Origin of the sequence: Mycobacterium sp. 852002-53434_SCH5985345 (assembly GCF_001667155.1) — a bacterium.
Lineage (GTDB): Bacteria > Actinomycetota > Actinomycetes > Mycobacteriales > Mycobacteriaceae > Mycobacterium.
Genome location: NZ_LZIE01000026.1, coordinates 43,483 through 62,850, shown reverse-complemented (window position 1 = coordinate 62,850; position 19,368 = coordinate 43,483). Strand labels below are relative to the sequence as shown.

At 65.0% G+C, this 19,368-nt stretch carries 23 protein-coding genes; 15 read left to right on the top strand and 8 right to left on the bottom strand.

Annotated features, from left to right (window positions below):
- Positions 1-12: 12 nt before the first annotated feature.
- A complete protein-coding gene (locus A5756_RS04905) occupies positions 13-1,554 on the top strand; it encodes a carboxylesterase/lipase family protein (RefSeq protein WP_066948124.1) in 1,542 nt (513 codons plus the stop codon).
- Between the two features lie 17 nt (positions 1,555-1,571).
- Here A5756_RS04905 and A5756_RS04900 read toward each other — a convergent pair whose 3' ends face one another.
- The 5 genes from A5756_RS04900 to A5756_RS04880 form a co-directional block, all read right to left on the bottom strand.
- Complete coding sequence (locus A5756_RS04900; protein WP_066948121.1) at positions 1,572-1,934, bottom strand: VOC family protein; 363 nt, start codon at positions 1,932-1,934, stop codon at positions 1,572-1,574.
- A gap of 53 nt (positions 1,935-1,987) precedes the next feature.
- Entirely contained in the window at positions 1,988-3,088 is a 1,101-nt protein-coding gene (locus A5756_RS04895; RefSeq protein ID WP_066948118.1) for an NAD-dependent epimerase/dehydratase family protein, read from the bottom strand.
- Between the two features lie 61 nt (positions 3,089-3,149).
- Positions 3,150-3,386 carry an exodeoxyribonuclease VII small subunit gene (locus tag A5756_RS04890; protein ID WP_066948115.1) on the bottom strand — a complete coding sequence of 79 codons (237 nt, stop codon included), beginning with the start codon at positions 3,384-3,386 and terminating at the stop codon, positions 3,150-3,152.
- Complete coding sequence (gene xseA, locus A5756_RS04885; RefSeq protein WP_066948114.1) at positions 3,376-4,626, bottom strand: exodeoxyribonuclease VII large subunit; 1,251 nt, start codon at positions 4,624-4,626, stop codon at positions 3,376-3,378. The genes A5756_RS04890 and xseA overlap by 11 nt, the downstream gene beginning before the upstream one ends.
- Positions 4,623-5,210: a lipid droplet-associated protein gene (locus A5756_RS04880; RefSeq protein ID WP_066948112.1), complete on the bottom strand. Its 588-nt coding sequence runs from the start codon at positions 5,208-5,210 to the stop codon at positions 4,623-4,625. Before A5756_RS04880 ends, xseA begins: the two co-directional genes overlap by 4 nt.
- 89 nt (positions 5,211-5,299) lie before the next feature.
- Between A5756_RS04880 and A5756_RS04875 the strand changes: the two genes are divergently transcribed.
- Positions 5,300-6,298, top strand: coding sequence for a 4-hydroxy-3-methylbut-2-enyl diphosphate reductase (locus A5756_RS04875; RefSeq protein WP_066948109.1), 999 nt, complete (start codon positions 5,300-5,302; stop codon positions 6,296-6,298).
- 22 nt (positions 6,299-6,320) lie between these two features.
- Here A5756_RS04875 and A5756_RS04870 read toward each other — a convergent pair whose 3' ends face one another.
- Positions 6,321-7,487 carry a DUF6542 domain-containing protein gene (locus A5756_RS04870; RefSeq protein ID WP_197505740.1) on the bottom strand — a complete coding sequence of 389 codons (1,167 nt, stop codon included), beginning with the start codon at positions 7,485-7,487 and terminating at the stop codon, positions 6,321-6,323.
- A 131-nt stretch (positions 7,488-7,618) separates the two neighbouring features.
- Here A5756_RS04870 and ychF point away from each other — a divergent pair, with 131 nt between their 5' ends.
- The 7 genes from ychF to A5756_RS04835 all read left to right on the top strand — a co-directional run bounded on the left by ychF (position 7,619) and on the right by A5756_RS04835 (position 13,531).
- A complete protein-coding gene (gene ychF / locus A5756_RS04865; protein WP_066948102.1) occupies positions 7,619-8,692 on the top strand; it encodes a redox-regulated ATPase YchF in 1,074 nt (357 codons plus the stop codon).
- Between the two features lie 551 nt (positions 8,693-9,243).
- A complete protein-coding gene (locus tag A5756_RS04860) occupies positions 9,244-9,726 on the top strand; it encodes an SRPBCC family protein (protein WP_066948099.1) in 483 nt (160 codons plus the stop codon).
- A gap of 84 nt (positions 9,727-9,810) precedes the next feature.
- Positions 9,811-10,362 (top strand): VOC family protein, encoded by a 552-nt coding sequence (locus A5756_RS04855; protein ID WP_066948096.1) that lies wholly within the window; start codon positions 9,811-9,813, stop codon positions 10,360-10,362.
- Between the two features lie 203 nt (positions 10,363-10,565).
- On the top strand, positions 10,566-11,003 hold the full coding sequence (locus A5756_RS04850; protein ID WP_066948092.1) for a MarR family winged helix-turn-helix transcriptional regulator: 438 nt from the start codon (positions 10,566-10,568) through the stop codon (positions 11,001-11,003).
- Positions 11,003-12,433 (top strand): MFS transporter, encoded by a 1,431-nt coding sequence (locus tag A5756_RS04845; RefSeq protein WP_066948089.1) that lies wholly within the window; start codon positions 11,003-11,005, stop codon positions 12,431-12,433. Before A5756_RS04850 ends, A5756_RS04845 begins: the two co-directional genes overlap by 1 nt.
- A gap of 64 nt (positions 12,434-12,497) precedes the next feature.
- The gene (locus A5756_RS04840) at positions 12,498-12,920 is read left to right on the top strand and encodes a hypothetical protein (RefSeq protein ID WP_066948086.1); all 423 of its coding nucleotides are present in this window, start codon (positions 12,498-12,500) and stop codon (positions 12,918-12,920) included.
- Positions 12,921-12,925: 5 nt separating this feature from the next.
- Positions 12,926-13,531, top strand: coding sequence for a cysteine hydrolase family protein (locus tag A5756_RS04835; protein ID WP_066948083.1), 606 nt, complete (start codon positions 12,926-12,928; stop codon positions 13,529-13,531).
- A 102-nt stretch (positions 13,532-13,633) separates the two neighbouring features.
- Here A5756_RS04835 and A5756_RS04830 read toward each other — a convergent pair whose 3' ends face one another.
- Entirely contained in the window at positions 13,634-14,296 is a 663-nt protein-coding gene (locus A5756_RS04830; protein ID WP_066948080.1) for a TetR/AcrR family transcriptional regulator, read from the bottom strand.
- Positions 14,297-14,365: 69 nt separating this feature from the next.
- On the bottom strand, positions 14,366-15,301 hold the full coding sequence (locus tag A5756_RS04825; protein ID WP_066948075.1) for a metal-dependent hydrolase: 936 nt from the start codon (positions 15,299-15,301) through the stop codon (positions 14,366-14,368).
- 155 nt (positions 15,302-15,456) lie between these two features.
- On the opposite strand from A5756_RS04825, the gene A5756_RS04820 reads away from it, so the two are divergent.
- From A5756_RS04820 to A5756_RS04800, 6 genes are all read left to right on the top strand, one after another.
- On the top strand, positions 15,457-16,473 hold the full coding sequence (locus tag A5756_RS04820; protein WP_066948072.1) for a hypothetical protein: 1,017 nt from the start codon (positions 15,457-15,459) through the stop codon (positions 16,471-16,473).
- Between the two features lie 58 nt (positions 16,474-16,531).
- Positions 16,532-16,915, top strand: coding sequence for a hypothetical protein (locus A5756_RS25265; protein ID WP_197505336.1), 384 nt, complete (start codon positions 16,532-16,534; stop codon positions 16,913-16,915).
- Between the two features lie 101 nt (positions 16,916-17,016).
- Positions 17,017-17,415: a VOC family protein gene (locus tag A5756_RS04815; protein ID WP_066948068.1), complete on the top strand. Its 399-nt coding sequence runs from the start codon at positions 17,017-17,019 to the stop codon at positions 17,413-17,415.
- A gap of 97 nt (positions 17,416-17,512) precedes the next feature.
- Positions 17,513-18,184, top strand: coding sequence for a DUF998 domain-containing protein (locus tag A5756_RS04810; protein ID WP_082948383.1), 672 nt, complete (start codon positions 17,513-17,515; stop codon positions 18,182-18,184).
- A 93-nt stretch (positions 18,185-18,277) separates the two neighbouring features.
- Positions 18,278-18,523, top strand: coding sequence for a hypothetical protein (locus tag A5756_RS04805; protein WP_066948059.1), 246 nt, complete (start codon positions 18,278-18,280; stop codon positions 18,521-18,523).
- Positions 18,524-18,555: 32 nt separating this feature from the next.
- Positions 18,556-19,167, top strand: coding sequence for a C40 family peptidase (locus tag A5756_RS04800; protein WP_232005321.1), 612 nt, complete (start codon positions 18,556-18,558; stop codon positions 19,165-19,167).
- The last annotated feature ends 201 nt before the right edge of the window (positions 19,168-19,368 follow it).

The window sequence follows — 19,368 nt, the reverse complement described above, 5'->3', positions numbered from 1 at the left end:
AGTTCCACACGCATGACGACAACGACCAGTGACCGGGTGGTCGAAACCGCCTTCGGCCCCGTCCGCGGCGCCGACGACGGCCGCGTCAGCTCGTGGAAGGGCATCCGGTACGCCGCCCCGCCCGTCGGCGCGCTGCGCTTCCGGGCGCCGCAGCCCCCCGAGCGGTGGAAGAAGGTCGCCGACGCCACCCGCTACGGGCCGGCCTGCCCGCAGCCGGTCTTCCCCAACATGCCGCTCGATTTGGGCGCGCCGCAGGGCGAAGACTGCCTGCGACTGAACGTCTGGGCGTCGTCTGGCACCCAGCCGGGCGACGGAAAGCCCGTGATGGTGTGGCTCCACGGGGGCGCGTACGTCCTGGGGTCGGGCAGTCAGGCGCTCTACGATGGGCGGCGGCTGGCCGGCGACGGCGAGGTCATCGTGGTCACGGTCAACTACCGAGTGGGAGCGCTCGGTTTCATGGACCTGTCGTCGTTTAGCAGTTCGCGGCGGCGGTTCGACTCCAACGTCGGGCTGCGCGACGTGCTGGCCGCACTGGGCTGGGTGCGCGACAACATCGCGGCGTTCGGCGGCGATCCTTGCAACGTCACGCTATTCGGTGAGTCCGCCGGCGCGGGGATCGTGACGACCCTGCTGGCCAGCCCGTCGGCCGGGGGGCTGTTCGCCCGCGCGATCGCCCAGAGTTCACCGGCCACGTCGGTATACGACCGGCGCAGGGCCGAGCGCGTCGCCGAGACCGTCCTCGACAGGCTTGACGTCGACGCGGACCGGTTGCCCGACGTGCCGACCGCGGTGCTGCTTGCCGCTTCCCAAGAGGTCTTCGATGAAGTGCCCGTGCGTAATCCGGGCCTCCTGGCGTTCGTCCCGATCATCGACGGCGAGTTGCTGGACGACTACCCGGTCAAGCGCGTGCAGGAGGGCCGCTCGCTGCCGGTCCCCTTGATCATCGGGACCAACAAGCACGAGGCGGCGCTCTTCCGGCTGATGCGGTCGCGGCTGATGCCGATCACGCCTCGCGCGATCACGTCGATGTTCGACCAGATCGCCGCCGAGCAACCCGACCTGCAATTGCCGACGGACGAGCAGATCGGATTGACGTATTCTCGGTTGCGGCGCAGGGCAAGGAGTTTGAGCATCGCAACCGACGTCGGGTTCCGCATGCCCTCGGTCTGGCTGGCCGAGGGCCACGCCCGCGTGGCACCGGTGTACCTGTACCGGTTCGATTATGCGACCCCACTACTGAAGCTGCTGTTGGTCAATGCCGCTCACGCCACCGAATTGCCCTACGTTTGGGGCAATCTCGGGGCGCCGAAGGATCCCACGCTGAAACTGGGCGGCAGCAAAACCGCCAAGGCGGTCTCCAAGAGAATGCGCACCCGGTGGATCAATTTCGCTGCGCAGTCAAAGCCGGCGGGCCCGGCCGGCGAGCCGGACTGGAGGCCCTACCGGGAGGCCGATCGCGTTTGCCTGGTCATCGACAAGCGCGACACCGTCGCGCACGATGTCGATGCGAACATCCGCGCGGCCTGGGGCAGCGAGATGGTGGGTTTCCGGTAGGTCCGCCAAGGCCGAAGCTACAGCGGCTCCGAGAGCATGAACCGGTGTCCGTCGGGCGATCGCAGACCCATCTCGCGGCGGCCCCAGGGTTCGATCGTCGGGGGCTTGAGAATGTCGGCTCCTTCAGCGAGAGCGCGCCTGTGGTACTCGTCGATGCCCGCGACGGTCAAATACGCGACGTAGCTGTGGTCCCCGAGGTCCGACGCCGGCAACGACTCCGGGCTGCGGCCGAACCTGAACGTCACCGACCCGGCCGAGCAGAATGCCCAATTGCCCGGGTCGGGCTCCGTCACCGTGCAATTCAGTATTCGGGTGAACCACTCCGCCGCACGGTCAAGGTCGTGCACCGCGAGGACGGGATCGGCGCGGAGGAGCGTCATGGGTTCAGTCTGTCGCATTGGTATCCCCGATGTCGCAATGGGGAATCGCCGTGCTACCCCGCGGGCTTAGCCTGCTGCGCCTGGCATTTCATGCGATTGAACATGTCGACGTAATAGGGCAGGCATTCCGCCATCGCCTGTTCGGTGGTGAATGGGGGCTCATAGCCGAGGTCGCGGCGGGCCTTGGCGATCGAGAAGTAATTGTCCAGATACAGTCGCTCCACGGCCAGCGGCTCGAGCAGCGGCGCGGGTATGCCGAAGCGGAAATGCAGCCGCTGCCAACCGGTCATCGCCGCGCGGACGAGGGGGCCGTTGACCCGTACCCGGGGCCAGTTCACGCCGCACGCCTCGACGACCGGCCGCGCGAACTCGAACATGTTGATCGGTTCGTCGTCGTTGATGAAGTACGCCTGACCCGGCGCCGCGCCCCCGGGGACGAGGTGCTGGGCGGCCAGGATGAAACCGTGAATGAGGTTGTGCACGTAGGAGTTATCCAGTCGGGCCGACTTGCGGCCGATCAGCACCTTGACGTGGCCGGCGATCACGCTTTCGAACAGCCTGCGGAACATCGTCTGATCGCCGCGGCCCCAGATTCCGCTGGGCCGAATCGCGCAGGTCAACATTTCGCCAATGCCGTTCTGCGACAGCACGAACCGCTCGGCGACGACCTTCGTCTCGGTATACAGGTCGTTGAACCGGTTGGTGTAGGGCAGCGTCTCGTCCCCGCCGGGGATGTTTTGGCCGCCCATCACGACGCTGTTGGACGAGGTGTAGACGAATCGCTTCACCCCCGCCGCCTGCCCGGCGTGCACCAGGTTCTCGGTGCCGCCGACGTTGACCCCGAAGCTGCGCTGCCGGTATGCGTCCGTCACCGACGCGCCACCCATCAAATCGATGATCGCCGCGGTGTGGAAGATGGTGTCGATGCCGTCCACCGCTTGGGCGCAGATCGCCGTGTCGGTGATGTCGCCCTCGAGCACATCCAGTTGCGGGTGCTGCGCAAGCGGCGACGGCGCGCGGTCGAACGAGCGCACGTGGTGGCCGCGGTCCAGCAGGGTGGTGACCAGATTGGCGCCGACGAACCCGGAGCCGCCGGTGACGAGGACGCGGCCGAGTTCGGTGGTCAGTGATGCATCAGCCATGGGCCGCAGCATAACTGAAACGTGTTCCAATTTCGAAAATGATCATGGTTTGCGTTTCGCAAATTGGCCGAGATCAGGCGTCGTCCGCCTGGCCGGCCGCGAGCGCATCCTCAATCCGCTTGCGGGCGCCAGCTAAGTGTTCCTCGCACATTTTTGCAAGCTCCTCGCCCCTTTCCCACAGTTTCAGCGACGCGTCGAGATCCAGGCCTCCCTGCTCCAGCAGGCGGACGACTTCGATCAGCTCGTCCCGGCACGCTTCGTAGCCGAGGTTACTAATAGGCGTCATTGACTGCTCGTCTTCACCGGCCATCGGTCTGCCCTTCGCTCACCGCGGCGATCGCGCCGTCGGCCACCCGCACCCGTAGCCGGCTGCCGGCGGGCGCGTCGGCGACCGACCGCAGCACCACCGGGGCCCCGGAGTCCGGCACCGCCTGCACCACGGCATAGCCGCGGGCCAGGGTGGCCGCCGGGCCCAGCGTCGCCAGCCGCGCGCTCAGGTGACCGACGCGCTCCGTCTCCGCGGCGGCCAGGCGGGTGACGTCGCGGCGAATCGCCACCCGGGCGCGATGAATCTCCTCGGCGCGCGCCGTCAGGACCGTCAGCGGTTCGGCGAGCACCGGGCGGCTGCGGACCTGGGCCAGCGCGCGTTGTTCGCGAGCCACCCAGTTGCGCAGCGCCTGCGCGCTTCGCCGGCGCAGATCATCGATCAGGCGCTGCTCGGCAGCGGTGTCGGGCACGACCTTCTTGGCCGCGTCGGTCGGGGTGGCGGCGCGCAGGTCGGCAACCAGGTCGCACAGCGGATTGTCGGGTTCGTGACCGACCGCGCTGATGACCGGGGTTCGGCACGCCGCGATGGCGCGGCACAGCGTCTCGTCGGAGAACGGCAACAGGTCCTCGACGCTACCGCCGCCGCGGGCCACCACGATGACGTCGACCTCGACGTGGCGGTCGAGTTCGTATAGCGCCTCGACGATCTGCGCCACCGCATTGGGTCCCTGGACCGCGGTGTTTCGCACGGCGAAACGCGCCCCGGGCCAGCGTCCGGTGGCCACCGTCGTCACGTCGCGTTCGGCGGCGCTGGCCCGGCCGGTGATCAGGCCGATCATGTTGGGCAGGAAGGGGATTGGTCGCTTGAGCCGGGGGTCGAAGAGCCCTTCGGCGTCCAGCAGCCGGCGCAGCCGATCGATCCGTGCCAGCAGCTCGCCCACCCCGACGGCGCGAATCTCGCTGAGCCGCAGCGAGAACGTGCCCCGACCGGTGTAGAACGACGGCTTCCCGCACACCACCACCTGCGTGCCCTCGGTCAGTTTCACCGGCGCGTTGGCCACCAAGTCGCGTGAACAGGTCACGGTCAGCGACATGTCGGCAGCCGGATCGCGCAGCACCATGAACACCGTCTTGGAGTCGGCCCGCGCGCTGATCTGGGCCAGCTGGCCCTCAACCCATACCGTGCCGAGCTTGTCGATCCAGCCGGCGACCCGAATTGCCACCGCGCGCACCGGAAATGGGTTCTCGGCGGAGTTCGGTTCGGATTGTGCGGCCGGGGTCACTTCGCGTTCGCGCGGGTGATCCTGTTGGCGAGCAGCGTCTGAAAAGGCGCGCGGCCCTTGGTGGCCTGCTCGTATGCCAGCAGGGCTTCGAGTTCGTCGACGCTCAGCGATTGCAGACGGGCCCGCAGCTGCGCCAGCGTCAGCGCCGCGTAGTCCAGCTCGGTCACCACCGACGGTTGCGGAACCGCCGGCGCGTCCGCGGATTTCCTGCCCTGCTTCAACGGGGCGGCATCGGACGCGGCGTCGGCGAGCGAGTACAACGCGAACCTCCCCTCGGTTCGCCGATCGCCCTCGCCGATACCGTCGTCGGCGGGGCCGGGCGCTTCGACCGCTTCGGGCAGGTCCTCGTCGAACGTTGCCCATTCCGGCTGCTCATCCTTTGGCGGAAAGATGTTCTCCAGGGTGCTGTCACCCTTGATCGCCAGTTCGGCGAGGTTCTGCTGAAATCGCATCACAAGGTGCGCCGCCTGACTGGCTAATGTCATGGGGTACATCAGGATGGTTTTCGGCAGCTTCATGGTCTCCTCGACGGCGACTGTCGCCGCGCCGACCAGTAGCCGAACTCCATACGGTGCAGTAGCCATGGGTCCAAGATTGCCTTAAGCGACCGCTAACTCCAAGCCCGCCGGCGCGAGCTGGCAAGCCCGTGTCCGCAGAACGTACCCTGGGTGTCATGCCGCCGACTGTCGACATGGGAATTCCCGGCGCGTCCAGCTCGGTAGCCAGCGATCCAGCCCGCAAGCGAGTGCTTCTGGCCGAGCCGCGTGGTTACTGCGCGGGCGTGGATAGAGCCGTCGAGACCGTCGAACGCGCGCTGGAAAAGCACGGCGCGCCGGTGTACGTGCGTCACGAGATCGTGCACAACCGGCACGTGGTCACCACCTTGGAAAAGGCCGGTGCGGTGTTCGTCGAGGAGACCGACGAGGTCCCCGAGGGTTCCATCGTGGTGTTCTCCGCGCACGGGGTCGCGCCCACCGTGCACGCCGCGGCCGCCGCACGCAACCTGCACACCATCGACGCCACCTGCCCGCTGGTGACCAAGGTGCACAACGAGGCCAGGCGGTTCGCGCGCAACGACTACGACATCCTCCTCATCGGCCACGAGGGCCACGAGGAGGTCATCGGGACCGCGGGCGAGGCGCCCGACCATGTGCAGCTGGTCGACGGAGTCGCCGCCGTGGACAACGTGACGGTCCGGGACGAGAACAAGCTGGTGTGGCTGTCGCAGACCACGCTGTCGGTCGACGAAACCATGGAGATCGTCGACCGGCTGCGCCAGCGCTTCCCGAAGCTGCAGGATCCGCCCAGCGACGACATCTGCTACGCGACGCAGAACCGGCAGGTCGCCGTCAAGGCGATGGCCCCCGAGTGCCAGCTGGTGATCGTCGTCGGTTCGCGGAACTCCTCGAACTCGGTGCGGCTGGTCGAGGTGGCGCTGGGCGGCGGGGCCGCGGCCGCCCACTTGGTCGACTGGGCCGACGATATCCAGCCGGCATGGCTGGAAGGGGTGACCACTGTGGGCGTGACGTCCGGCGCGTCCGTCCCCGAGGTATTGGTGCGCGGTGTGCTGGAGCGGCTCGCCGACTACGGCTACGACGTGGTGCAACCGGTCAGCACGGCACAGGAAACCCTGGTGTTCGCGCTGCCGCGCGAGATCCGGTCACTGCTCTGACACATCGGGCGCCGGCCGGTGCTCAGCCGTCGTATTCCCATTCCGTCGGGGGTCGCTGAGGCCGGCCATACGTCCGTGAGCGGTTCCGCCGCTCGGGCGCGGCCTCGTCTGGTGCACCGGCCCCCCGGTAGCGCGCCTGCGAGATGGGGTGATGCGTCCCGTTGTTGCCGTTCGGCGCGGGGCGGCGTCGCCTCGGCTCGTAGGGGGACTCGTAGCTGTCGTAGCGGCCGAAACGCTCCGAGGACCCGGGCGGGTCAAACGGGTCCCCGTACCGATCCGAGCCTTCGAAACGCGACCTCGGCTGCTCGTACGGCCGCTCGTAGGGGCTGCGGCGGCTGCGGGGCTCCCGACGGCCTTCCCGGGACTGACCGCGCGCATCGGGATCGGCATCCGGCCTCGGGCGGCGGCGTGGCCGGCGGGGCGGTTCCGCGGCGTCGTAGTCCCGGGCGGTCGTCGAACCTCTCCGGGGCGAGCGCCGCTCGCCGGGTTCGCCTGCGTCGTCGAGCGGTTCCCGGGTACGGCGGGAACGGGTTCGGGTGGAGCGGGTGGGGCTCCGATCACTGCGCGCCGTCCGGCGGGCCCGCGACGCGGAACCGGCCCCGCGGGTGCGCCGCGCCTTGGCCGAGATTGCCTCGTCGCCGTCGTCCTCATCGGATTCCGGGCGCACGATCGCGCGCAGTTTGGCGACAATGCCGCTAACGACGGACTTGGCGTCGGTGGGCTCCGCGTCGTCGGAGCTCTTCGGCGTCGCGGTCGTCCCGTGCGACATCCCGAAGTACCATCTGGCCAGCCCGATCAGCAGCACCACGCCGGCGGTTCCCAGCATCAGCGGGAAGCGCTCGATGAGTGGATAGCCGCAGTTGATCAACAGGTCTTTGAGGTGGCCGACCTTGGCGTCGTGGAACAACCAGTAGGCGCCGGGTACCGCGCAGAAAAGTATCAGCGGAGGCTGGATCATCGCGGTGAAAAGCCCGTCCTGGCGCACTGCCAGCACCGCGGCCACGCAACCGGCTATATAGAAGCCGGCGAAGACATGCGTCAGCTCCTTCTGGCCGGCGTCGATTCCGTAACCGATGGCGGTGGCGGTGACGGCGAGAAGCAGAGCGGCGTACCACGGCACACCTGGGATATCTGGGTGGATCGAGCGGTGGGAGGCCTCCACCGTCGATTTTGCCCGCTGTCCTGACACATGTAGACCGTACCGGCAATGGGCCGAAAGCCCCGTAAATACCTCGTAGGGATCCCGGGCGTGCCATGCCGATCGCGCACGAATGGTCCACAGCGGCCGGTGCCCCCGGCGACCCCTAGACTTGGGTCCCTGTGAGCCTGAGCCTGGGAATCGTCGGTCTGCCCAACGTCGGTAAGTCGACGCTGTTCAACGCGCTGACCCGCAACAACGTACTGGCGGCCAACTATCCGTTCGCGACGATCGAACCGAACGAGGGCGTCGTTCCGCTGCCCGATCCGCGCCTGGACAGGCTGGCCGAGTTGTTCGCGTCCCAGCGCGTCGTGCCGGCGCCGGTGACATTCGTCGACATCGCCGGCCTGGTCAAGGGCGCGTCCGAGGGGGCGGGGCTGGGCAACAAGTTCCTGGCCCACGTCCGCGAATGTGACGCCATCTGCCAGGTGGTCCGGGTGTTCTCCGATGACGATGTGACCCATGTGGCCGGTGAGGTGGATCCCCGATCGGACATCGAGGTGGTTGAGACGGAGTTGATCCTGGCCGACCTGCAGACCCTGGAACGCGCTCTGCCGAGGCTGGAGAAGGAGGCCCGCACCAATAAGGAGCGCAGGCCGGTGTACGACGCGGCGGCCGCGGCCCAGGAGACGCTCGACGGCGGAAGGACCCTGTTCGGCGCCGGGGTGGATGCGTCCTTGCTGCGAGAGCTGAACCTGTTGACCACCAAGCCGTTTCTGTATGTCTTCAATGCCGACGAGGCCGTGCTGACCGATGCGGCGCGGACCGCCGAGCTGCGTGAGCTGGTGGCGCCCGCCGACGCGGTGTTCCTGGACGCGGCCATCGAAGCGGAGCTGAACGAGCTCGACGACGAGTCGGCCGCCGAACTGCTGGAGTCGATCGGGCAGAGCGAACGCGGCCTCGATGCACTGGCCCGCGCTGGTTTCCACACCCTCAAGCTGCAGACATTTCTCACGGCCGGCCCAAAAGAGGCGCGCGCGTGGGTGATTCACCAAGGCGACACCGCGCCGAAGGCCGCCGGGGTGATCCACACCGATTTCGAAAAGGGCTTCATCAAGGCCGAGATCGTGTCATTCGACGACCTGATCGCCGCCGGTTCCATGGCCGCGGCCAAGGCGGCGGGCAAGGTCAGGATGGAAGGCAAGGACTACGTCATGGCCGACGGCGATGTGGTGGAGTTCCGCTTCAACGTCTAGTCGAGTTCCGTGGGCCGAATGTTAACGCGCTGTATGTAGGGAAATCAGCGGGTTGGCGGGACCTTGGTTAGTTCCCAGACTCGAACAGCCGACCCATTTGGTGAACTACGTGCCTAGTCCAACCGCTCTCGTCAACAAACGCGCGTAGCCGCTCTTCACATCCATCGGCTAGGGACTCTCGGTGGGATGTCCAGGCTACGAAGTCGCGGACGATCATGGCATGGGTATCCGATTCCATAGGGGTGTAGTCAAGGCTGCTACCACCCGGCGAAGTCCAACCGAGCTGGGCTACTGACGTCACGGTTGACAACAACGCCGCACCTATCAATGCCAGGTCTCCGTATGTCACATCGGTCAGCTCTGATACTCGGTCGCGAAGAGTAGGGAGTGACTCGTTTGGCTGATTCATACCCGAAGTGTGCGCTGGCGATAGCTTGGGCGCCGTCAGCAGTGTCGATCACATGGGGAGACCTGACCGAGCACGTCATGGCGCAGACGTCGATGACGTGACTCGGTGGAGTTCTGCTTCAACGTCTAGAAACATGGGCGTTATGGGACGAACTGACACCGCCTCGTTGGTGATTGCCGCTCCGCTGAGTCGGGTGTACGCCGCGCTGGTGGCGCCGCAGGCGCTCGTCGAATGGCTTCCGCCGCAAGGTATGTCCGGAGAGTTCGAACATTTCGACGCCCGCCCCGGCGGGTCCTACCGGATGAGGTTGACCTACGCCGAGCCGCCGGAGTCGGGTGGCAAGTCAAGCGGCGACTCCGATGTCGTAGATGCTCGGTTCGTCGAGATCACGCCCGACGAGCGGGTCGTGCAGGCCGTCGACTTCGAATCCGATGACCCCTCGTTCGCGGGAACGATGACCATGACCTGGGCGGTGACCGCGCTGAGTGCCGGCAGCACCCGAGTCGACATCCGGGCCGATGACGTTCCGCCGGGCATTTCCGCGGACGACCATATCGAGGGTCTTCGATCGTCGTTGGCCAATCTCGCGGCCTACCTCGCGGGGAGTCGGGCCGATCGAGATTGACGGCGACGTCGAAACAGGAGAAGAGGCTTCATTGTGAGCGCCGCAGGTACTACATTGCGTAGTAAGCGGTCTTGAGGGGGCACGATGCGATGGCGTGGCGTCTGTCACATTGAATTTGCGGTGTTGGACTACGACGACTCGATCACGTTCTACGACTCGCTGTTCGGCTGGCTCGGCTACAGCAGCTTCTCGTCGCTGAACATGGAGTACCAGTCGACGTATTACATGACGCGGCACGTCAACCCGCACAGCTACATCGGTATTCAGCCCGCGCGTACCGGAGCGAAGCTGGCACACCGCGACCAGGCGGTCGGAATCAACCACATCGCTCTGTGGGCGCGGAGCAGGGGAGAGGTCGACCGCTTCCATCGTGAATTCTTGATCGGGCGGGATATTCCCGTCACTGACGAGCCGAAGGAGTACCCCCAGTACTGGCCCGGCTACTACGCGGTGTTCTTCGACGACCCGATCAACGGGATCCACTGGGAGTTGGCGTGGGTACCGAAAGTTCCTACTCCACGCCAACTTTGGTCGTTCTATCGCACGATTCACGCTTTCGCCAGGAGTCGGCCAGACCTGGCGAACACCGTGCCAGGCGTCGTCTCGCAGGCGAGGAGAATCCTGCCGGCCCGATAACTCCGCCTGGCTTGGTGGAATCCGGCTGCCAGCAACGTCTGGCCAACCAAGAAGTAGGCAGCGGCCAGAGGTCGTCAAGGCATCCGGACAGTTTGATCGGCACCGAAAGGACCGTGCTGTTGCCACCCCCGTCTGAAGGACACTGCCCTGGAATCGCTTGACCGTAATTGACAACCTAGATTGCGCAATCTAGGTTGTCAATTGTGGGACGTTCCGTTGATGTCGACAAGTTGGCCGCCGTTTTTTACCAAGCGAATTCGCTTTTTTCGCGGCGCGCCAAGCAGTTGCAGCTGCCGGGTGAGCTGACGATGCCCGAGCGGGTGGTGCTGGCGAAACTGGATCGCGGCGGTCCGTCGTCGGCGGCGCAACTGGCCCGCATGCAACAGATCAGCCCGCAGGCGATGAGGGTGACTCTCGGATCGTTGGAGTCTCAGGGCTTGGTTCAGCGCACCACCGATCCCGAAGATGGTCGGCGGCAGGTGATGTCGTTGACGCCCGAAGGAATCGACGTTGTGCGACATGACCGCGACGCGCGGGCGCGTCGTTTCGCTGAGGTCCTCATCGAGGAGTTCAGCTCCACTGAGTTGGAGATCCTGGCGCAGGCGGCACCGCTCATCGAACGGTTAGGTGGGTGTTTTTGATGCGACAGGCTCAGGCGCCTCGTGATCTCGATGCCGGGCCGGCCTTCGGGTGGCGTTTCAGCACGCCGCTCTATGTGGCCGCCACGCTGAATCCCATCAGCACCTCGGTGATCGCGACCGCAATCGTGCCGATCGCGGACGCCGTGGGTGTGTCGGTGGGCGGCAGCGCGATATTGATTTCGGCGCTGTATCTCGCCACGTCGATCGGTCAGCCAACTGCGGGCAAGCTTGCCGAGGTATTCGGGGCACGCCGCATTCTGGTGGCCGGAATGGTGTTGGTCATTCTCGGTGGCGTCGTAGGCGGTGCCGGAACGAACTTGGCCATGCTGGTGGTCGCAAGGGTGCTCATTGGTGCGGGAACCTCGAGCGCGTATCCCTCGGCGATGCTTCTCATTCGGCGACGCGCCACGCAGGCTGGCTTGGACGCGCCGCCCGGCCGCGTTCTGGGTGGATTGGTGATTGCGGGGACGGTGACCGCGGCGGCCGGACTTCCGCTCGGCGGCGTGCTGGTCGATACCTGGGGGTGGCGCGCGACTTTCTTGATCAACGTCCCGGTCGGGTTGGTCGCTTTGGCCATGGCACTGCTCTGGATCCCTGCGGACCCGAAAACGGCAGAGCACCGGACGTTTTGGCGGACACTGATCGAACTCGATGTGGTGGGTATGGCTGGGTTTGCCGGCTCTTTGGCGGCAGTGCTGGTCTTTTTGCTGTCGTTACCGCATCCGGTGTGGATCGGCCTGGTTCTCGCCGTTGTGCTCGGAACCATTTGGGTCGGTTGGGAACTGCGGGCGCGCAGTCCTTTCATCGACGTACGCCTGCTGAAGACCAATACCGCGTTGACTCGTACATACCTGCGCTACGCATTGACGACGTTGTGCATGTACACCGTTCTCTATGGTGTCACCCAGTGGCTGCAAGCCAGCCGCGCGCTCTCAGCGAGGACCGCCGGTCTACTTATGCTCCCGCTGACCGCGGTGGGTGCACTGCTGGCTCAGCCGATCTCTGCCCGCAACTTGCTGCGGGCACCATTGATCGCCGCGGGTGTGTCATGCCTGGCCGGATCGATCGGTGTGCTGCTGGTCAACACCCACAGCCCAGATTTGTGGATCCTGTTGATCACCCTTGTCTTCGGGGTCACCTTGGCCACGACGGCAAGTGCGAACCAGACCGCGGTCTACACCCAAGCTGGGCAACAGCAGATCGCCACTGCGTCAGGCTTGCTGCGATCCTTCGGCTACATCGGGTCGATCGCATCCTCGGCGATCATTTCGGTGGTGTTCCACGGCGCCGTCAATGATCATGGGCTACACCTGATCGCCTGGATCATGATCGGTGTCAGCATCATTGGCGTCATCGCGTTGGCCACCGATCCGATCACTCGTTCAGGCAGCCTACCCGGAATCCTTCGGCGGCAGAAACAATTTCGATGACTGCAGTGCGGAGTCTTCAAGGCTTTCAATGCCGCCAGTACCTCTGACACGAAAGGTGACCACTATGCGAGTCCTTAGCATCGCGCTTGCCGTTCTCGGTCTGATCCAGATCGCCAACGGGGCTGTATCTCTGGTCGCTCCCTCTGTCGTGGCCGAGATGTACGGGGCGCCGGCGGGCTCGCCCGGGGTGCACTTCCTTCTGGCTACGGCCGGTGCCCGCTTCATCGGTTATGGGATCGGAATGGTTGCCGCGGCATGGGCGCCTCGGCGTCACCAACTGTGGATCATCACGATGTTGGGTATTCAGGTGGTCGACTTCGTCGCGATCATGGTGTTCATAGCTGACGGCACCTTCCCGGTAAGTCGATTCGGGCCGACCGTTGCCTTACCTCTGGTGTGGGTGGTGGTCCTCGGGTGGGTGAGCATGCGTAATCGCAGGCCGTCGTCAGCGTCCGAACAGGAAAGTACTCAGTACCAACCGAATTGAGAGCAATGACAAACCACCCAAAGCTCGATCCGAGCGCTACCGCGCTACTGGTGATGGACTACCAGGTCGGGCTGCTGCGGCGAATACGCGACGTATCAACGTTGCTCGATCGGGTCAACGCCGCCGTCGCCGAAGTCGACGCTCGCGGCGGCCACATCGGCTGGGTCCGAATGGGCCTCGACGACAACGACTTCGCCGCAATCCCATCCACCAGCGCCATGGCGCACGTGGCAGACGCCAAACTCCGTGCCACCCTGCACGCCCAAGCCGCGGACAGTCAGATTCATGAACGCCTCAGCCCGCAGCCGCACGACATCACCGTCCGCAAGACCCGGGTGGGGGCGTTCACCACCACCGACCTCGACCGTCAACTCCATGACCTTGCGGTCACAACAGTCATCCTCGGCGGAATCAGCACCGCCGGCGTCGTGCTGAGCACCATGCGCGAAGCACTCGATCGCGACTATCGGATCATCGTCCTCAACGACGCGAGCGCCGATCCCGATCGCGGGACCCATGACTTCCTGATCAGCAAGATATTTCCGAGGCACGCGTCGGTCATCAATGTCGACAGTTTGTCGAGGCTATGGACACAACAGCGCGTGATCTGAACGGGTGAAGCAGCGCGGGCGGAGTGGGGTGCGAGCTCGGCATGGTGCGTTTCTTGCCCGGATTACGTTCGGTCTAGGACAAATAGGGCGAAAGGGGTGCCGTCAGGATCGCCACGGCTGCCGAATCGGGGCGGCACGATAGCTCAGTGCATCCATCGCTTGGGCCAGGCGCGGGTAGATGACCGCGGGGCCGAGCCAGCGGGCAATGAACCTGCGCAACGCGACGCCGTCTCGGTGCGGCTGCCCCGGGTCGACAAGGATCGAATGCAAAGTGCGTAGGCCCATTTCGGCCAGCTCGTCGAGCGCGGCTTCGTCGAAGCCGTACATTTCCCAGTCAACGTCGAGGCGATGCAGCATCGAGCGGGAGAACGCACGAGCCGTGTCGGAGGTCAGGGAAACCGTCTGACCTTCTGGTGCTCCATTTCCCAACAGACGATCGATTTGGCGTTCTCCGGCAAGGCTTTCGACGGCGAATGCGACACCTTCGACGAGCGCCGCGGCGGGTTCTGTGAGTCCGCTGATGTGCTCGGCGAGCTGGTCGAGGAAGCCGTGGGCCGAGCGCATTGCGCTGGCGACCATGAGAGCCTCGGTTCCCGGGAAATAGCGATAGACCGTCTGCCTGGTGACGCCCAAGGTGCGCGCCACGTCGGTGAGCCGCATCGAGGATCCCTGTTCGGCGATGATGTCGTCGGCCGCGTCGAGGATCCTGTCGATGGCCTCTTCATCAGTCGCTGGGGCGTTGCCCGCCCATCCGTGGCTACGCATGGTTGAACTCTAGGGGCAGGCTGGTGGCCGCGTGAGCACTGGATGCGTTGGGGCGAAACGTGTTAACCGTCATCGACCGTCCGAGCCCGTTACGGCTCCGACGGAGTACCAACGCGCGGCGCTCTTCGGTTCCTCCGCGTAGCGTTGTATCCATTTGCTGGCGAATTCGGGAATGATCTCGTGTTCAGGGTTATGCCGCGGACCCTGCGAGCGGATCAGACCGGCGATCATGGCGAGGACTTCCCCCCTGGGCACTCCGGCGTAGGTCGACTGACCCGGTTGAGTGAGCTCATGCGCGGCTCGCAGCGCGGCCCGAACTGCCCTCGCAGAGAGCCCATTTGGTAATAGCTGACCGAGTTCGCCGCCGTCCTCCTTCGGTACATGCTGCTGAAAGCCGCGGGAGATGATCCCCAGAATTTCATTCATATGCGCGAGCACGCCGACTATCGTCTTTGCGCGATACAGATAGCTGTCGTGCACGGCGTTGTAGACGATGAGCGCGGAACTGCGATGCTCGATTTCCTCGACAAAGTGCCAGAGGAACAGCGACGCTACCCGCTCATCCCCGGCCCGAAACAGCTTGTCCTCGTGGTCGAGGAAGACCTTGAAGTACGGCGTGAACGTGGCTTCGACAACTGCGGGATAAGCGAGGCGCCAGGCGAGCGGCTTGGTGGCGGTGAGACGGTCGTAGGAGGCTACGACCTCGTCCATCGTTTCCTGCAAACCGGGCCAACGTCGGATTAGCGCACGGATATGGCTTTGGTGAGCGGCAGAGTGCTGTGCCTCCTGACGCAAGTAGGACTCTGCCTCCTCGGCCGCCGCCGGGTCCCGCATCAGCGGGATGGCCTCCCGCGTCGCGTCGACGATGAGCTTCTCGAACCCGGGCGCAAAGAACGAAATGGCATTGCACTGCATTGCGAACGCGGGCCGCTCCGGCTGCCAGTTGAACGGGACATCGGCGCTCGCGAAGTCAAAGCGAACGCGTCTCACCTGTAGGTCCGTCATGCCGTCGACGTTAGCGACCAAGTTCGCTGGAGACAAGACGACTGACCGATATTTGTATGGCCGAGATCTGGATCGCCGCTGGTTATTCTTGACGGCAGGCCCGAGGAGACATACGTTAAGGCAGAAATGTCTAGTCAAATGGCAGGTGTGCGCAGATGAACCTGATTGTGTTCAACAACCCCGCAGGTCTTCCCTGGCAGACGAATCTGTGCGACGTCATGCTGCTGACCATGTTCGTGGCCGCAGTGGCATACAGCGTCGTCCAGCTCCGCCGCGGACGGCGCATCTACTGCGCATTGCTGGCAGCAGCGACAATCTACGGACTCGTGCTGGAATTGGCCGGGATGGCCACACTCAACATGTACAAGCAGGGCGACTTCATGGTGATGATCAACTGGCCTGCGTTCCCCTTGTGGCACGGCACCACGATGATGCCCGCGTACGTTGTGATCTTCTATCCGGTTTTCCTGTTCACCGGTTTCAAGGTCGTCGAGGCGATCGGGATCGAAAAGCGTTGGCAGGGAGCCGTTACCGGTGGATTATTCATGATCGCGCTCGACGCCCCCTACATCATTGAGGGCAATCTGCGCCACGTCGTGTGGTGGACCTGGAATCCGAACTTTGAGTACTTCCAGTTCTGGGTCGGCTGGCCGCTGCTCGATCTCTGTTGGCAGGGCATCTGGGACGCCGTCTTCATCTTCATCATGCTTTGGGCCGCGCCCCGAATCGACGGTTTGGCCAGTAGTGGTATCGCACGATGGTCGAATGCGAAGGCAATGGGCGCGTTTCCACCGCTCGCAGCCCTGGTGGTCCTGCTAACCGGGCCCATCCTGATGTCGCCGGTCACCGTCGTCACCGCGCTCGGCGGACCTCAGTGGCCGGTCGTCGTGATGCTCGTGGTCGGCTACTGCGCGGTCACCGTGACCGCACTGCGCTCCGTCAAATCTCATCCATCGTTCGAACCGTTCACCCTCGGTCTGGTCGTCTTATACGTGGCAAGCCTAGGGGCGATGGTGATCGCCAACGTGGTCTACGAACGCGGTCTTACCCAGTACATCCTGGTTCAGGCCGTGGGCCTGATCGTGGTGAGCGGTCTTGCATTGTTCCCATGGATTGCCCCCCGGCGAGGTTCCCGTGAACCGGCAGAGCAGCCGGCGCAAGTCGCGGCCTGATGTCAAAACCTCGCCGCGCCGTCTAGCGGACAGGTCTCACGTCGACCATGCTTGACAGATGGCGACTGTCAAGCAGGCGGAGGCGTCGGTCCGGCGGTCTACGAGGATCGTGGTGGGTTGCGGGTTGGTGTTGTCCGCTCTAGGGCTGACGGGTGGAGTGGCCCAGGCCGTCCCAGCCCCGACCTCGCATTGGTGCCCGGGCAATCCGTGGGACGCGAGCTGGGGCAGGGTCTACGACTGGGACTGGAATCACTGCCACGACTGGCAAGGTCCGGCGGGCCAGAGTTACCCGGCGGGCGCGGGACCCTGGGGGCCACCGCCCGTCTGGGCGCCTCCGCCGCCACCCCAGCCGGCGTGGGCGCCGGGGGCTCAGCTGATGTGGAATCCGACTGGCCCGGGCAATTGGGGGTTCTGGAACAACGGAATCTGGACTCCGGCCTAAGCGAACGTGCTGCAGTGCCCGCAACCGCCATCTTGTCGGCGGCGTTCCTTAGCATGCCCTGGTCGCACTAGTTGCACCGTCACGGCCGCCAGGAGGGCTCCATGAAGTTCGTTTCCACCCGTATCATCACCGCCGACGTCAAGCGGCTCGTCGATTTCTACGAGACGGTCACCGAGACCCCCGCCGTATGGGGCAACGAGCTTTTCGCCGAAATTCCGACGCCGGTTGGCACGCTGGCCATCGGCAGCGACAAGACCGTGCCGCTGTTCGCGGCTGGATCGGCCGAGCCGGCCGCCAACCGCAGCGCGATCGTGGAGTTCATAGTCCACGATGTTGACGCGCAATACGAGCGGCTGCAGGAGCGCGTCGGGGAGGTCGTGACGAGGCCGACCACGATGCCGTGGGGTAATCGCGCGCTGCTCCTGCGGGATCCCGACGGGAATCTTGTCAACCTCTTCACCCCGGTGACGGACGAGGCCCGCGCCAAGTTCGGAATATGACTGGTGTGCAAAGAATTTGGACGGACCGCATCTCGGTGGAGCTGTAAGGGGCGCGGTGTAACCGCTATACGGCTACACGTTTGAGTAACCTAGTCAGGTGTCAGCCGGCTTGCCACGCGTGCATTCTGTTCAGCTCCTCTGCGGTGCCCTTGCCGGGCCGCTCTTCGTTACGGCTTTCACCGTGATCGGAGCCGCGCGTCGGGGTTACGATTGGCGGCGCTACCCGGTCAGTTCGCTTGCGGTGGGTCGTCAAGGTTGGTACCAGCGCATCAATTTCATCCTTGCCGGAGCCCTATATTCATGCGCGGCCGCCGGTCTCGCACATTGCGATCGGCGGCGCATTGGACCCCGCGCCGTTCCGGCGCTCGTCGCAGGAGCGGGCATTGGGCTGATCGGCTCGGGAGTCTTCGTCACCGATTACGTTGGTGACCTTCTCGGCGAGCGCCCCGACGTGACGAGCCGGGTGGCCGCCCCGGCCCGGCCCACTCGTGCGGGCCGGATCCACGACCTCTGCGGAATCCCGGTCTTTGTGGGCATACCCGCCGCTGGCCTGGCCAGCGCGGCCACCGCGGTTCGGAGCGGCGATTACCGATGGGCCTGTTATTCGGCGGGATCGAGCACGGTGATGGCGGGCAGCCTGCTTCTCTTGGGCGCCGCGATCAGGGGTCGATCCCGCCTCGGCGGCAAAAGCGGTATCACCCAAAGAATCTCGATCGCAATCGGGCTCGGTTGGCTGAGCTCGCTGTCGCTTCGTGGCCTCTGGCAATGACAAACCCTCGCCGGACCGCTACCGATGCGACGGGGGCCGATGAACTGGCGCGTTGCTTTCTGCGAAATCTCGCTACTTGGTACGAATTCATTGATGACCCGCGCGGACGCGCCAGCGCCCAAGGGCACGCAGGCACTCATACGTGGTGGGCCGCCGCGGCGTGAAGACCTCGTCGTGGTCTCCCAGGACTGCCCTGGCACACCCGAGGAGCTCGAACGCCGGGCCGAGACGCTCGACGACCGGGAGATTGCGGGTACCGAACGCGGGTCCCAAGACCCCCTGATCGTGCGCGCGGCCGTTTGCTGGTGGCCGCACCTACCGCCGCAGCAGGTTTGCTGAACGTGCGGTGAGCGCCATTTTCCCGCCTGCGAATGACGTGCGCCACAAATTTTGGCGAACAATATCCGCTATTGCTAGCGTCCCCGGCCATGGTAGTTCTTGCAACATTGATGTCATTGATCAATCAGGTATCCGGGACGCCTTATATTGCGGGTGGGGATTCTCCCTCCGGGACGGATTGCTCTGGACTCGTTTCCTGGGTTGCCAACGCGGCATCCGACAGGCCGGTCTTCGGAAACCGGTTCAACACCGGAAATGAAGAGGCGGCATTGTTGGCGCGCGGGTTTCAATACGGAACCGCCCCCAACGCCCTCGTGATCGGGTGGAACGGCGGCCACACGGCCGCGACGCTGCCGGACGGGACCCCGGTATCCAGCGGTGAGCACGGCGGAGTGCACATCGGTGGTGCCGGCGCCTACCAGGCCGGGTTCACGCACCACATGTTCCTGCCCATGCCGCCGGATGGCGAAGGTGCCCTTCCCCCGCCGCCCGACGCACCGCCGCCGCCACCGGACGCGCCACCGCCACCGCCGGAGGCGCCGCCCGTCCTGGTCGACGCTACGGCCCCCGCGCCGCCCGCACCCCCGGCCCCGCCGGGGCCCGAAATGCCGCCGCCCGGCGACCCGGGAATTGCGAATCCTTAACGAAATCATTTCGCGAAAGCCTCGATCTTTCGCGCCACTATTTGACGCATATAGGACACGCAAGCAGAACAGGAGCTAGTGCAAAGTGAAATAGCTCGGCCTGCGCAAGGTTTGTGAGGCAGGCCACTCGCGGCGAGGGTAAGCGGTCCGCGATTCGTACAGAATCAATGCGAGGGTGGGCCCCGGGCGTTTAATTTAAAC